Origin of the sequence: Thalassotalea profundi (assembly GCF_014653195.1) — a bacterium.
GTDB classification, from domain to species: Bacteria; Pseudomonadota; Gammaproteobacteria; order Enterobacterales; family Alteromonadaceae; genus Thalassotalea_B; species Thalassotalea_B profundi.
Window position 1 is genome coordinate 80,637 of the sequence record NZ_BNAH01000010.1, and the last position, 15,650, is coordinate 96,286.

The following is a 15,650-nucleotide window of genomic DNA, read 5'->3' on the forward strand; positions in this document are numbered from 1 at the left end:
ATGCAACCCACTATGCGTATGACACAAGTTTTAGAAGTTAATGATCTATCGCCACATATGAGACGAATTGTTCTGACGGGTAGTTCGCTGTCAGACTTTCCCGAAAATAAAGAAAGTGCTCATGTTAAACTCATATTTCCAAATCCAAATATTAATGATAAAAAACCTAGATTAGGTATGTATTTTGGATTTAAAAAATGGATGCGATCTTATACCGTTCGATCTTTTGAACCGCAGAAATTAACATTAACGATCGACTTTGCAGTCAATGACCATCAAGGGCTAGCAACTCATTGGGCACTTCAAGCTAAAGCTGGTGACTACCTTGGCATAGCCGGCCCGGGCGATACAAAACATACTGATTTATTTGCAGAGACGCATTTATTCTTCGGTGATATAACCGCGTTACCTGCTATTGCAAGTATTTTGGAGAAGCTACCAAAAGATGCTGTTGGACATGCCTATATACAAATACCAGATAAACGAGATGTACAACAATTAATACGCCCTAAAGCGATTAAAGTTCACTGGTTAATCACGCCTAATAAGTTAACAGATGACTTTTTAAAAGGGCTAGAGTCTAAAGGGAGTAACCTGAACAATACAGCTATATTTATAGCAGCTGAAGCAAGCATGGTTAAAAAATTAAAAGCGCACCTAAACGCACGCTGTCAATTTGATCAATCAAAACTTTATGCCAGCGCCTATTGGAACCAAAAGAGGTAATATCTCACACTAAAAGTAAAAACGCAGCTTTAGTAGTGAACAAAGCTTCATGACTAAAACTGCATTTTAATTAGATTGTACGCTTAGTGTGTTTTTTTATTCAGAAATATACTCAACCACTTCTAAACCAAAACCTGAAAGTGAATGATATTTTGTTTGTGAACTGAGTAAACGCATTTTACTCACACCTAAATTAGCCAGTATCTGTGAGCCAACACCGACATTACGAGAACCTACATGACGCTTAACTTCTTTAACCGTTTCGCCTGCATCTAGTTTTGCATATTTTTGCACTTGTGCGATGAGTTCTTCTGGTGACTCATGCTTGCCTAGTAAGACTAATACGCCACCTTCATTACCGATACGCTCTAATGCATTGCCAATAGGCCATTTTGCGACACTTTCTCGTTGACTAAAGAGCAGATCTCTAAAGGTATTTTCTAAGTGTACACGCACCAACGTTGGCTCATCTGGTTTAATTTCACCTTTAGTTAAAGCAAAATGCGCTTGGCCGTCAATTGTGTCTTTAAATACAGTTAAATCAAACTCACCAAATGCTGTAGGTAATTTACATTGTGAAACTCGCTCTATGGTGGTTTCATTAGCATTTCGATACTCTATTAAATCAGCAATTGTGCCCATTTTAATATCATGTTTTTGCGCAATAATCTCTAAATCAGGACGACGCGCCATAGTGCCATCTTCATTTAAAATTTCGACAATAACCGCTGCAGACTCTAAACCGGCTAAACGAGCTAAATCAACACCAGCTTCAGTATGACCAGCTCTATTTAACACACCACCATCTTTAGCAATAAGTGGAAAAATATGGCCCGGTTGAACAATAGAGTGTTGATTAGCATTTTTATCAACAGCTGCTAATACTGTCGTGGCTCTATCAGCAGCAGAAATACCAGTGGTAACACCTTCAGCTGCTTCAATTGATACCGTAAAATTAGTTGTAAATTGTGCGTCGTTCTTTTCAACCATCAAAGGTAAGTTAAGTCTTTTACATTTTTCAGCCGACATTGGCATACAGATTAAACCACGCCCATGAGTTGCCATAAAGTTGATAGCTTCTGGTGTAACTAATTCTGCCGCCATAATGAAGTCTCCTTCATTTTCACGATCTTCGTCATCCATCAAAATAACCATCTTGCCTAATTTGATGTCTTCAATGATCTCCTGCGGAGTATTTAAATTCATGACAACCTCTTAATTTTATTTAATAAATCCGCTTTCTTTTAATAAAGCTTCGGTAACGTTACTTGACGCTACTGTGGTGTTTTTTTTTGTCAATAAACGCTCTATATAGCGCGCCATTACATCTACTTCAATATTCACTTCAGTACCTACTTGATAATGACTGATCACAGTTTTTTCAGTCGTATGCGGCACTATGGTCAAACGAAAACTATCATCAGCTACAGTATTTACTGTTAGGCTAACTCCATCAATAGTAATAGAGCCTTTTTCAGCAATGTAAGGCGCTATTTCTTCAGGCATTTTAATCCAATAATCAATGCTATTACCTGTTGGTTCAATCGACTTTATCGAGGCCACTGCATCTACATGCCCAGAAACAATATGCCCACCAAAACGTGTTGTTGGGAGCATAGCTTTTTCTAAGTTAACAATTTGGTTAACACTATAGTCACCAAAACCTGTACGTGCCAAAGTTTCATTAGAGACATCAGCAGTAAAGCTGCTTTGGTCAAAAGCCACAACGGTTAAACAAATACCATTAGTGGCAATAGAATCGCCTAGTTGCACATCACTCATATCTAGTGACTGTGTATCAATGGTTAACCTTGCACCATCAGCATTGATGTTGATCTGTTTTATTTTACCTACAGCTTCAATTATTCCAGTAAACATACATTTTCTCTTTTAACAGTCTGTTTGTAACTATTCATTTTACTCAGCTTCAGCGTCACTTAAATAACGCCTTAATACGAATATCTTTTCCAACCATAGTAACGTCAGTAAACATTAAATTCTTTGCCTGACTTAAATGCTCAACACTTGGCATTTTCACTGAACCTTGGGTATTTTCGCCCATGAGCTTTGGCGCTTGATATAGTATTAATTCATCAACTAAGTTTTGATCAATAAAAGCTCCCGCTAAGGTTTTTCCGGCTTCAAGTAACACATCATTTAGCCCTCTTTTGGCTAATAAAGCTAAAACACTAGGTAAATCGACAAAACCCGATAGCTGCATTGGGACTACAACTTGTTCTACAAAATGAGGCCACTGAAGGCTATTTTCAATGCTCTTTCGAATTAATATGATTGGAGATGGAACACTAACATCAAATAAAGCCAAATCTGGAGTTAAACGGTTTTTTGTGTCTATGATTACGCGTATAGGTTGTCGTATATTGTTATTAGTACCACATTCAGAATAATACTGTTGTACTTGACCTAACTCAGACCAGCGTACTGTCATGCGTGCATTATCAACTAAAATGGAATCTGCCCCCGCAATAATAGCACAACTTTGCGCCCTTAATGCTTGAACATCTTTACGTGCTTCAGGAGAGGTTATCCATTGGCTTTCGCCATTAGCCATTGCTGTTTTACCATCTAGGCTTGTAGCAAGTTTGCAACGCACATAAGGTATGTTAGTGGTCATTAGTTTAATAAAACCTATGTTTAGCGCTTTTGCCTCGATCTCTAACAATCCTGATGCAGTTTCAATACCAGCTGCATTAAGCATGGCTAAGCCTTTACCACTGACTTTGGGGTTAGGATCAACCATGGCACAAATGACTTTTTGTACACCAGCATTAATCAGAGCCTGTGAACAAGGAGGTGTTCGACCAAAGTGACTACATGGCTCTAACGTTACATAAGCCGTTGCCCCCTTAGCACTATTCCCCGCTTGAGCCAGTGCGTTTACTTCCGCATGTCCGCTACCTGCTTTTACATGAAATCCTTCACCAACAATATCACCATTGTTAACAAGTACACATCCTACGCGGGGATTAGGCGATGTAGTAAAGCGCCCTTTTTTCGCTAAATTAAGAGCCCTTGCCATAAATTGATGATCTAATTGTGTAAAGTGGTTCAATGTAAGCCTTATATTTTCTGTCAAAATACGTATTTACTGATCAATAATAACTAATTGAGTATTTGGGAATAAATTTACAAGATCACGCCAAAAAGTATCTATATTTTTCTGGCTATGCCACACATCAATTGCATGACCACTTTGATAAAAGAAGCTAATCGTGTTGTTAACCTTCTGCAGTTTTACCACTTTGTTCATGTCTATTTTTGTGTCAAATTTTTTAAACACAAAGCTACCAAATCGCTGCTTTAATAATAAAGTGTTTTCGATGACTTCAATTGTATATAGCGCCCCATGGCCACCCCGATAATAATTGAATATTAATAAAGGTAAGGCTATCAAGGCTAGCCATTGAAAAAAATTAACATCCATAAATTATCCTAATGTTCATCATCTAATCGGGCTATTTCTTCACCAAATTCACGAATATCTTCAAAAGAACGATACACAGAGGCAAATCGCACATAGGCGACTTTATCAAGAGCTTTTAGTTGCTCCATAATAAAATTACCTAATAATTCGCTACTGATTTCACGCTCACCCGTGGCACGCATTTGTGATTTGACTTTATTAATTGAAAGTTCAACTTGTTCAACACTAACAGGACGCTTTTCAAGAGCACGTTGAAAACCACTACGCATCTTATCTTCATTAAAAGGTTCACGTGAACCATCGCGCTTTATAATCCGTGGCATAACTAATTCAGCAGTTTCAAAAGTGGTAAAACGCTCACTACAAGCGATACACTCTCTGCGACGGCGTATTTGATGGCCGTCTGCAACAAGGCGAGAATCAATTACTTTTGTTTCGGTGGCTGAGCAAAATGGGCAATACACGACAATAACTATCCACGTTAAAATTATCGCAATATTTTAATACAAAACGACTTGCTTAGCGAAATATAGTTTAAAAAACTCAATGTGTTTAAAAATAGGTGATGTCAAATCTCACTAGGTTGATCAATATAATAACCTTGTACGTAATCTACCGACATTTTTTTCAATAGTTGTTCAGTAGCTTTATCACCCACAAATTCTGCAATAGTTTTTTTACCTAATGATTTGGCAATATCATTAATCGATTTCACAATCGCTCTGTCACTTTCATCATTACAAAGGTTTTTAACAAAAGAGCCATCTATTTTTATGGTGTCAACAGGTAGGTTTTTTAAATAGGCAAACGAACACATACCAACACCAAAATCATCTAAAGCAAATTCACAGCCAAACCTTCTCAACTTATTAATAAAAGACTTTGCATTATTTAGCTTGGTGACCGCTTCAGTTTCTGTTATTTCAAAACATATCTTTTGAGGAGGGATTTCATTGATTGTCAACAAATCAATTATTTCATCAGCTAAAGTTTCATCAATAATTGTCGCCCCAGAAAGGTTAATTGAGCACTTTTGTGTATCAGCTAATAGTTTTTGATTATTACGTAGCAAACTAATTACATTAGTTAAAACCCAACGGTCTATTTCTCCCATTAAGTTAAATCTTTCAGCCGCGGGAATAAAAAGCGCGGGACTAATAAGTTCACCATCTAAACTTACCATACGTAATAATATTTCGTATGATTTTCCATTATTTTCAGTTACATGAAGTGGCTTGATGGTTTGATGAAAAAGCTTAAATCGGTTCTGATCTAAGGCTTGCTGGATCTCATTAGCCCAAGTTAATTTGATACTATGTTTAGACAGCTCTTCATCATGAATATTGTAAATACTTATTCTATTTCTTCCTCCATCTTTAGACATATAGCATGCAACATCTGCTGCCTTCATCAATTCCTCAGATCTCATCCCCTCATTTATTACCGTAAGTCCGATACTAGCACTTACTCTAAATACCTTATCTTCAATACTAAAACGGAACTCGTTTATTTTCCCTAATAAATTTTTCAAAATATGCAGTGACTCTTCAATACTTAATTCTTTGAATAAAATGGCAAATTCATCACCTCCAAGCCTAGCCACAGTATGCTGATTTAATTCTGTTGATATGATAGCCCCTAATTGCTTAAGCAATTGATCACCCGCAAAATGCCCCGAAGTATCATTCACAATTTTGAATTGATCTAGGTCGAGATAACACACACACCCTAAATGATCATCACTCCCACTAACACCTTCACTTAATATTTCCGATAATTTTGCATCGAATGCATAACGATTATATAAACCCGTTAAAGCATCATGGTTAGCTTGAAATAAAAGTTCATCTGATAATTGCTTTTCTCGGGTTATATCTTTGGCAATTCCCTCTATTGCAATTAGCTCATTATTGTCATCCAGAATTAAAGACTCTGTTAACTCCAACATTTTGAGTTCATTTTTTTCGTCGTATAACTCAACGGTAAAAATATGTACTTTTTGATTAATGTTCAGCATCGACGAGTTGTTCATATGATAATGTTTAATCTCATCATATAACGTACACCCATTAAGTTTATTAATGACTTCGCTCGGCTGGTATCCAATAATGTTTCTAACAGATTTACTCACATAGTTAAGTTCATCTTTATCGTTAATGCTATATAAGAAATGTCCTGATAGACCTTCAACTAAACGGCGATATTTCTGCTCTCGTTTAACGAGTGACATTTCAGCATTTTTCCGTGCTGTAACATCACGAATTGTAATTGCAATATATTGTTGCGCCCGTACCATTTGCAGTTTGATATGTTTAATGTTTGGGTTTTTAAAGTTCACTTCAAAGGTTTGATCGATAATATCACCTTGAAATACTCGCTCTGGCGCGTCTGTTAGCCAACTTCCTTCAAAGCCCATAGCTTCAATAAACATTGGATAAGTCATCTTATTTACATCATGATGAGATATGCCAAGAATGGAAGTAGCGAAAGGGTTTAGCTCTTGAAGTACTAACTCTTTATCAAATTGATAGAAAATCAGCATGGCATCTAATGCACTTTCTGAGGCAGCTTTAAAACGTTGTTGGCTAAAAATAATCTTTAAATGATTTAAGACTAATAAACGAGACACCCAAGCAAATAGCACAACAATGAAAAAACTAAGTATGGTATAAAATGTCTGATTAAAGGTTGATTTTCCCGTATACAATTGCAAAACAAATTTACGAGTACCAAAGTCTAAAACGGTTTCTAAACTATTACCATGATAGTTATACGTATTAGAACTTAAGATTAACGAATCACCATCGAGTAATTTAAAATTAATAGCATCATCCGAATAGTTTCCCATCATAAAATAAAATGCAGAATTAAAGTCAATGGTACAAACTAACCAACCTCTAATTTGGTTATTACTACTTACAGGTAAAATAATAGCGATCAACTTTTGCTTTTCTTGTGTTTCAATTATCGGCGAAACGAATGGCTTATTTTTTTGTGAAATATTAGCAAAATCAAGTGTGAGTATTTTATTATCAACCGGCACATTCGATGGCACTCGCCATGACTTCTTTGAGTTTTTATCGACCCAAACTAAACTATCAATCGCAGGAAGAATATTCATTATTCGAGATCCTGAAATATTAAACCATAATTCTAAATTAGGATGGTGATCAGGCCAATTGTTAGCTATATCTTCTAACGCCCTAATTCGACTGGCACTAAAGATATCTACGCGAGAGGAAATTTGTTGTGAAATAATATTAAGCTGATTAAGCTCTTGGGTTTTAATACGTTGGGCTTGTTGGTCTATTTCAAATGACACAAAACCAAAAAGTAGTACAACAAAAAGTATGGTAATGATATTTAAATTGGCTTTGCTATAAATTGTTTTCGTCACGTACTGCTCCTAACGCTGATAACAGCATTTTAAGAAACTTTTATGACGGTTTTATTTCAATTTAACAAAGAGAGAAATTAATTTATTAATGTAAGGCAAATAAAGCTGAGCTTTATAATAAAAAAGCTTAACCCCTCTAAGAGTTAAGCTTTTAATAATAGTTAACTTATAACATTAACCATAGACTGGAAAACGTGCACAAATTTCTTTTACTTTTTCTTGCACAGCAACAATTACATCTTCATTGTTAATATCATCTAAAATATCACAAATCCAACCCGTTAATTGTTTAGTTTCCTCAACACCAAAACCACGACGTGTTATAGCTGGCGTGCCTAAACGTAATCCAGATGTTACAAACGGAGAACGAGGGTCATTTGGAACCGAGTTTTTATTTACCGTAATATGAGCACGACCTAGTGCGGCATCTGCATCTTTACCTGTGATATCTTTATCAATTAAATCAAGTAATAACAGATGATTTTCTGTGCCGTTAGATACCACTTTATAACCACGTTCTTGTAATACTTCAACCATGGCTTTAGCGTTTTTCAATACCTGCTGTTGGTAAACTTTAAACTCTGGTTGAAGTGCTTCCTTAAATGCAACAGCTTTTGCCGCAATAACGTGCATTAATGGTCCACCTTGCCCTCCAGGGAAAACAGCAGAATTTAGTTTTTTATAAATATCTTCATCATTACAGCCAGAAATAATTAAACCGCCACGTGGGCCTGCTAATGTTTTATGGGTAGTGGTAGTAACAACATGAGCATGAGGCACAGGGTTAGGATATAAACCTGCAGCTACTAAACCAGCAACATGCGCCATATCAACCATAAAGTAAGCACCTACTTCATCGGCTATTTTACGCATACGAGCCCAATCAACAACACCTGAAAACGCAGAAAAACCACCTATGATCATTTCTGGCTTATGCTCTTTAGCTAAACGCTCAAGTTCTTCGTAATCAATATCACCAGTTTCAGGGTGTAAACCATATTGTATAGCTTCGTAAGATTTACCTGAAAAGTTAACATGTGAACCATGAGTTAAGTGCCCACCATGAGCAAGGCTCATACCTAGTACTTTGCCACCAGGGCTTACTAATGCTTGAAATACTGCAGAGTTAGCTTGAGATCCTGCATGTGGTTGAACGTTAGCATAAGTTGAACCAAATAATTGGTTAGCACGCTCAATAGCTAATGACTCAGCAATATCAACGAATTCACAACCGCCATAATAACGCTTACCAGGATAACCTTCTGCGTATTTATTGGTGAGTTGTGAGCCTTGCGCTTCTAATACACGAGGACTACAGTAGTTTTCTGATGCAATCAGTTCGATGTGCTCTTCTTGACGAACCACTTCGTCAGTCATTGATTGCCACAATTCAGCATCAAAATCAGCAATGTTCATATCACGAGTAAGCATGTTTTTACCTCAAGTTCACAGTTATTCACTGGAAAAAATGGATTAATTAAAATTGCCGCATATTTTGCCTGAACAAGGCGCTTTTGTACACGATAAAACGTTACCGCTTTAGCTTATTTTGCGATGATTTATACCGAGATAAGTCATAAGTAAATAGTTTAATTATCGTTATATATGCAGAATATCTTTCAAAGACAATATTAAGTTTGCCTTTGAACGAATATATCGAATTAAAACCTAAACAACAAGAATTTAATTAAAAATATTACCCAATAGTCAGTATTAAAAACAAAATTAAGCTATATTCTTGAATTTTATTTCTATAAAAAACTTTTTAATTGCTTTATTTCTTTCTTGCGTTTAACTAAATAGTAATGGCTCGCCCCCCACATGCCTGCAACAAATACATTTATAAATAGCAAAGGTGGTAAAATAGGTTTTTCCGCTAAAGTTGAAACTTCAAACAAGTACCAATTCACCGCAGGTAGAAGTATATAACAGGATATCTTACATAAATTTAGGTATCTTTTAGATGATTCAGCGTTCTTAATTGCATTATGTATAGCTTGATCAGGTGAATCACTCAGCTGTCGCCAGCCTCTTATACGAAAGTTAACGGTATGTATGCAAAAAATACTCGTCACAATACTACCAAACCCTAAGTAATAAAGTGTCGCTTTATCATTTTCATAGAAAAACAACGCAATAAAAAAACCTATAATGATTGCCATCGTACCTATAATATCAACTGCTAACCAATACTTAGCCGCTTTAACTCGCCGCTTTGTTTGCTTAATCAGCTGTTTAATATCGGTTTTAGGATAAGTTTGGCTCTGCCAATCTTTTGTTAATTCAGCCCATTGTAGCTCTGAATCTTGATGACTATCAGATGATACTTGATTCAACTCTTCGTTTTCATGCTCTATGTGTGACGTCATTAGTTCACCGCCAATTTTTGTGTTAGCGCCTGTTTGGCGCGTTGTAAGCGAACACCTACTAAGTTTGTACTGATTGCCAATACCTCAGAAACTTCTTGATAACTCATTCCTTCTAGCGCTAGCGTAATAACTTGTTGTTGTTCTAGCGTTAATTTTTGAATGGCACTAGTCAAACGTTGTTGTCGTTGTTGCTGATCTAACGCTTGGTAAGGCGTCGGCTGAACAGTATCTTGCTCAGCTTCAATTGAAATTTCAGAAAGTGTTTGTTCTGATTTGATGCTTTTAACCGCTTTGGCTACATGGGTGGCTAAAACGTTATGCGCAATACGTGCGATAAAAGTTTTTACCGCACTATCTTGCCTAAAACTAGGAATAGCTCGCCATATATTTAATGATATTTCTTGAAATAATTCATCTTGAATAGCAGGCTTTGCTTCAAAACCCGTAATGATATGACGAAGCAATTTTTCATGCTCCGTCATCCATTGGTAAAAAGTGTGTTTATGATCCAATGATAAACTCTTATTGTTGCTAACCGCCGTTTGCAAACGATCTTTTTGATTTACTGGCAATTCTAACGAGTTATTCATCCTAAACAAGACCTAAATTAACTTAGGGACTGAACCACTTTTTCAGACGTTAACTTCTTGGCAAGTGTAACCACTAATACAGCCGTTAATATTATGGTGATTAAGGTCGTTAATGCCAAGTTAGTCCAATCGACAGCTAACCCCTTGAAAATATCTTCCATAATAAGAGACTGCCCTGTAACCGGTACCCAATCAAACCATTTTGGCTTGTCATCTATAAAGGTCATTATGAATGGCAACATTGCAGGGATCATTACCACCATAGTGACCGAAGATTGTGCTTCTTTAAAACTTTTGGCTTGAAATGAAAAGAATAATTGTAATGCTGATGCCAGAAAACATATTGGCAGTAACATTGCCACGATAATCACTACAGCACTCAAATCAAGACTAAAACTTGCACCAATTTTAGTTAAATCAACAAAGCCGATAGAAGCAAATGTCAGTGAAATTGTCAGTAATACTCCGATAAAGGCGATAGTACTTGCGCAAGACAATTTAGCTAATACAATTTTTAGTGTGCTAACCGGCTGGCAAAGTAACATTTCTAATACATTACGTTCACGCTCCCCCGCACTAGTATCAATTGCTACTGATAAACCTGACATAAATGCAGCCATTAACAAATATAAACCTAGCATCATTGATATCATCAAAAAATTACTACTTGGCGATGAGGTATCCTGCTCAATTAAGTTAACTGGGCGTAATAAGTTAACATCTATACCCCGCACTAAGAGCCTCTTATATCCAATAGTTTGTGCATATTGATTAATAGCGGCTTTAATTCGTCGCAATGGAGCACTCATCGACTTTTCACTAAAATCAGCATTTAAGTAAACATCAATTCGTTTACCATCCATCATATCTTGAGCAAATGTTTCGGGTATAGTTAATTGAATATTACGCTCATCCCAAAGCATAGCATCATCAGTAGGGACGTCAGAAAACAGTTTAATATTATCATCCGCTAATGCTTTTATTAACTTTGGAGCGTACTCGCTTCCTGTAATTTTCACGTATACAGCAGGTGTTGACACCATTTCTTTAATCATCATTTTTGACATCGCAAAAATCATAATGGGTGCCATAATTGCCATCATCATAGCGACCATTAATGCACGCTTATCGCGAAACGCTTCTTTAAGTTCTTTTTTTAGTAATGCTTTAAATTGGATCATGCTGCGACTCCTTCATCTGAACCAATGAGTTTTACGAACGCATCTTCTAATTGCGTTTTCCCTGCCAAATCACATAACTCTTGTGGCGTACCTTGAGCCGCTAATTTACCGTTTGACACAATAATGACACGGTCACAAAGTGCCGCAACTTCCTGCATTACGTGTGATGAAAACAAAATACAATGGCCTTTTTCTTTAAAGCGACTAAGGTATTCACGTAACACTCGTGTACTCATCACATCTAAACCTCGAGTAGGCTCATCAAGCACAAAATTTTGTGGTTGATGCACTAGCGCTTGTGCTAGGGTCACTTTCATCCGTTGACCTTGTGAAAATCCTGCGGTTTTACGGTGCGCTAAAGCTTCCATATCTAAGTCTTTGATCACTTGCTCAATGGCACTTTTCTTAGCAGCACCTTGTAAGCCATGAATGCTCGCAAAATAGTCAATTTGCTCATACGCGGTTAAACGTTCATATAAACCAAATTTATCAGGGAATATACCTAATTTCGCACGTGCGGCTAACGGTTGCTCCGTTACTGAAATACCATCAATTATTGCTGACCCTTCATCGGCCTCTAATAAGCCATACAGAGTACGTAAACACGTAGTTTTACCCGCACCGTTTGGACCTAAAATTCCAGTAATTTCTCCGTCTTTAGCGGTAAATGACAAGCCATCTAAGGCAACAACTGTATTCTTTTTAGATTTAAATGTTTTATGTAAATTGTTAACTTCAATCATAATTCTTCCTTAAATACTGCCATTAAGACTCGTCATAAACGACTCACTCGGAATTTTTTCTAAACAAGACTCATCTAAGTCATTTGGATCTTTCTTCGTTAAAAACTCATCGATAATATCAATGGCACATGTTGATGGGCCTGGTGTATGCGCGCTATTTTTTAAAATAATATGCTTACTATTAGGTAATGATTTGTCGGCATAATCGCCATTAGAAGGCGGCGTAACAGGATCTACATCGCCAGAAATAATTAACGTTGGTATATCTGCTGTTACAGCTTGATAAAAAGACTCGCCTAAACGATATTGAGGCCATATTGGACAAACAGTTTTCCATGCAAGATGGCTTGCATCTTGTCCGAAATTATTATCTGCATCTTTACGCCACATCTCATCACTTATGCGAGGTAAATCTTCATTACACACAATATTAAACAAAAGTCCTACGTACATTCCCATACTGCTTTCTTGCGCGGCAGTTAATCCGGCTAGTGGCGCGAAGTTCCCTAAGAATGCTTGATGAATAATTAAAGGCACCATAGTTCTCATTTCAACAGAATAAAGTTGCATACGTATTGTTGAAATAAATTTCAAACGGCTAATAACAAACTCCGTTGGGGTGCCTAATCGAGGATGAGTAATAGTAACCGTTATCGGATTTTCTTCTAAACGCTCAATCACAGTAGCAAACTCTTGCGCTAAATCGGGGTATGCTTGTTTACAGCTTTCTTCCTCCATACAATGTGCTAACAGCATATTAAAAGATCTCGCTGAGCTTTGACCAAACGTACCAATAGGCACTTCAATCGGTCCAACACTGTCTAAAACAACTGCACTTAATGATTGTGGAAACATACGCATATAGACTAAACCGGCTCTTGTACCGTAAGAGCCACCATAAATAGTGATTTTTTCATGGCCTAAAGCGGCTCTTACTGCGTCAAAGTCTCTAATAGCATTTTCAGTATTATATTGACTTAAATCACCTTCAAGCTGAGCTAAGCATTGTTTTACATCTTCGAGATCTAACTCTTCAGGTATCGAAGTATATGGACTATTACCTTCAACTTCATCGCATTGTAACGGGTGTGATTTACCCGTACCGCGTTGATCTACTAAAATTAAATCACGTGTTTTTCTAACCTCAGTAAAACCTTGCCGCAATGTAGCGGCAATTTCAGCGGCAGCCTGCCCAGGACCACCCGCTAAAAACATTAAAGGTTCTTTATTTTGTGTTCTATCTATGGCAGGAATAACAGCAAAATTAATATTAATTTGAGTACCATTTGGCTGTTGGTAATTTTCTGGAACTTGCAATGTACCGCATTTTACCTGCTGCTTAATACCGTCAATATGGCAATCTTCTATTGTCAATTTTTCTGTTAAGGCAAAAGATTGACTTGAATAAGCCAAAAGACCAATTGTCAAAATTTTCTTCCAATATTCTCTCATAATAATCATCCATTAAAAGCGTTATCCCCATAGTCTTAAAATTAACAACTTTATTACAAAAAAATAAATATAATTTTAACCAACTGAAAAATAAGAATTATTTTTTATGGATTAAAAAATTGTCTATACGTTAAAAATTTTAAGCTGTGAAAAACATTACTGTGCTTTACTATCTATTGATAATGTTCATTAGGAAAGTGTCTTTACACTTAACAAAATAGGTAAAACAATGAGTAGTTTTGAAGTGAATTTTGATGGCTTAGTTGGACCCACTCATAACTACGCCGGTTTATCCGAAGGTAATGTGGCTTCTTTGGCAAATGCCAACGATATTGCAAACCCAAAGGCAGCAGCTAAAGAAGGTTTAGCAAAAATGAAAGCCTTACACGATTTAGGCTTAAAACAAGGCGTTTTTGCACCACAAGAGCGACCAGATTTATATACCTTAAGACGATTAGGATTCTCAGGCAGTGATGAGCGGGTATTAAAAAAGGCTTATCAACAACATCCGGTTTTATTATCGGCCTGTTGTTCAGCATCCAGTATGTGGACAGCTAATGCGTGTACCGTTTCACCTTCTGCAGATACCGCGGATAATAAAGTTCACTTTACGCCTGCTAATTTAACTAATAAATTTCATCGTTCGTTAGAACCACTAACAACTGGAAATATATTAAAAGCTATGTTCAATTCAGAACAACATTTCAATCACCATTTACACCTTAATGATAATGAACATTTTGGTGATGAAGGTGCCGCTAACCATACTCGTTTATGCCAAGATTATGATCAACAAGGTATTGAAATATTTACTTTCGGTCGTTACGCTTTTGACCGAACTAAGCCTTGTCCCAAACGTTATCCTGCAAGACAAACTAAAGAAGCTAGTCAAGCTATTTCAAGATTACATCAATTAGACGATAATCATACGGTGTATGTGCAACAAAACCCTGATGTGATCGACCAAGGGGTTTTCCATAATGATGTGATTGCGGTAGGCAATAAAAATGTGTTGTTTTATCACGAACAAGCTTTTTTAAATACACAAGGTTTTAAAGAAGAAGTTACTAATAAATCTGCATACCCTTTGCACTTTATTGAAGTCTCCACTGATGATGTCAGTATTGAAAACTGTGTGAATACCTATTTATTTAATACGCAAATTGTATCGCTTGCCGATAATTCAATGGCAATTATTGCGCCCATGCACTGTAAAGAAACGCCACAAGTCGCGCAGTATTTAGAAAAGCTATTAACACTTGATACACCAATTAAACATGTGCATTATTTTGACGTTAACCAAAGTATGAAAAATGGGGGGGGTCCGGCTTGTTTAAGATTACGAGTGAGTTTAACTCAAAATGAACTTACCGCTGTTAATCCTAACATTATGCTTACCGATAGATTATTTAATACTCTTAACGACTGGATAGATAAACACTATCGAGATCAACTCTCTTCTAAAGATTTAATGGATCCTCAATTAGTAACCGAATCAAGAGATGCACTAGATCAACTAACAAAAATTTTAGCCTTAGGTAATGTCTATCAATTTCAGCAATAACATTTACTAAATTGATAAACTCAAATAGGTACAAAAAAAGGTGAGTCGAAAATTACAACTCACCCAAAAAAGTGTCTTCCTTGACTCATACCTAGTGAGCTAAGTAGCAAACTCACCTTGATCCGAGATAAAGCAACCGAGGGAAAACTACTGCTTTATCTCCACTTCCAATGACTACAAACT

14 protein-coding genes are annotated in these 15,650 nt (G+C 36.6%); 2 read left to right on the plus strand and 12 right to left on the minus strand.

Annotation, left to right across the window (positions count from 1 at the left end):
- Window positions 1-726 carry a siderophore-interacting protein gene (locus IE155_RS12755; RefSeq protein ID WP_189378627.1) on the plus strand — a complete coding sequence of 242 codons (726 nt, stop codon included), beginning with the start codon at window positions 1-3 and terminating at the stop codon, window positions 724-726.
- A gap of 96 nt (window positions 727-822) precedes the next feature.
- Here the strand turns inward: IE155_RS12755 and ribBA are convergent, their stop codons facing one another.
- The 12 genes from ribBA to IE155_RS12815 all read right to left on the minus strand — a co-directional run bounded on the left by ribBA (window position 823) and on the right by IE155_RS12815 (window position 13,879).
- Window positions 823-1,932, minus strand: a complete 1,110-nt coding sequence (gene ribBA, locus IE155_RS12760) for a bifunctional 3,4-dihydroxy-2-butanone-4-phosphate synthase/GTP cyclohydrolase II (protein WP_189378628.1) — start codon at window positions 1,930-1,932, stop codon at window positions 823-825.
- A gap of 15 nt (window positions 1,933-1,947) precedes the next feature.
- Window positions 1,948-2,604, minus strand: a complete 657-nt coding sequence (locus tag IE155_RS12765; RefSeq protein WP_189378629.1) for a riboflavin synthase — start codon at window positions 2,602-2,604, stop codon at window positions 1,948-1,950.
- Between the two features lie 55 nt (window positions 2,605-2,659).
- On the minus strand, window positions 2,660-3,799 hold the full coding sequence (ribD, locus tag IE155_RS12770) for a bifunctional diaminohydroxyphosphoribosylaminopyrimidine deaminase/5-amino-6-(5-phosphoribosylamino)uracil reductase RibD (protein ID WP_229817287.1): 1,140 nt from the start codon (window positions 3,797-3,799) through the stop codon (window positions 2,660-2,662).
- A gap of 33 nt (window positions 3,800-3,832) precedes the next feature.
- The gene (locus IE155_RS12775; RefSeq protein WP_189378630.1) at window positions 3,833-4,171 is read right to left on the minus strand and encodes a hypothetical protein; all 339 of its coding nucleotides are present in this window, start codon (window positions 4,169-4,171) and stop codon (window positions 3,833-3,835) included.
- A gap of 8 nt (window positions 4,172-4,179) precedes the next feature.
- Window positions 4,180-4,635, minus strand: coding sequence for a transcriptional regulator NrdR (nrdR, locus tag IE155_RS12780; protein ID WP_189378631.1), 456 nt, complete (start codon window positions 4,633-4,635; stop codon window positions 4,180-4,182).
- A 104-nt stretch (window positions 4,636-4,739) separates the two neighbouring features.
- On the minus strand, window positions 4,740-7,568 hold the full coding sequence (locus IE155_RS12785; protein WP_189378632.1) for a sensor domain-containing protein: 2,829 nt from the start codon (window positions 7,566-7,568) through the stop codon (window positions 4,740-4,742).
- A 174-nt stretch (window positions 7,569-7,742) separates the two neighbouring features.
- On the minus strand, window positions 7,743-8,999 hold the full coding sequence (gene glyA, locus IE155_RS12790) for a serine hydroxymethyltransferase (protein ID WP_189378633.1): 1,257 nt from the start codon (window positions 8,997-8,999) through the stop codon (window positions 7,743-7,745).
- Window positions 9,000-9,319: 320 nt separating this feature from the next.
- The gene (locus tag IE155_RS12795) at window positions 9,320-9,937 is read right to left on the minus strand and encodes a hypothetical protein (RefSeq protein WP_189378634.1); all 618 of its coding nucleotides are present in this window, start codon (window positions 9,935-9,937) and stop codon (window positions 9,320-9,322) included.
- Window positions 9,937-10,527, minus strand: a complete 591-nt coding sequence (locus IE155_RS12800; RefSeq protein WP_189378635.1) for an RNA polymerase sigma factor — start codon at window positions 10,525-10,527, stop codon at window positions 9,937-9,939. The genes IE155_RS12795 and IE155_RS12800 overlap by 1 nt, the downstream gene beginning before the upstream one ends.
- 17 nt (window positions 10,528-10,544) lie before the next feature.
- The gene (locus tag IE155_RS12805; RefSeq protein WP_189378636.1) at window positions 10,545-11,708 is read right to left on the minus strand and encodes an ABC transporter permease; all 1,164 of its coding nucleotides are present in this window, start codon (window positions 11,706-11,708) and stop codon (window positions 10,545-10,547) included.
- Window positions 11,705-12,451: an ABC transporter ATP-binding protein gene (locus tag IE155_RS12810; protein ID WP_189378637.1), complete on the minus strand. Its 747-nt coding sequence runs from the start codon at window positions 12,449-12,451 to the stop codon at window positions 11,705-11,707. The genes IE155_RS12805 and IE155_RS12810 overlap by 4 nt, the downstream gene beginning before the upstream one ends.
- A gap of 9 nt (window positions 12,452-12,460) precedes the next feature.
- On the minus strand, window positions 12,461-13,879 hold the full coding sequence (locus tag IE155_RS12815; protein WP_229817289.1) for an alpha/beta fold hydrolase: 1,419 nt from the start codon (window positions 13,877-13,879) through the stop codon (window positions 12,461-12,463).
- Between the two features lie 253 nt (window positions 13,880-14,132).
- Here IE155_RS12815 and astB point away from each other — a divergent pair, with 253 nt between their 5' ends.
- Window positions 14,133-15,467, plus strand: a complete 1,335-nt coding sequence (astB, locus tag IE155_RS12820) for an N-succinylarginine dihydrolase (RefSeq protein ID WP_189378639.1) — start codon at window positions 14,133-14,135, stop codon at window positions 15,465-15,467.
- Window positions 15,468-15,650 lie beyond the last annotated feature (183 nt).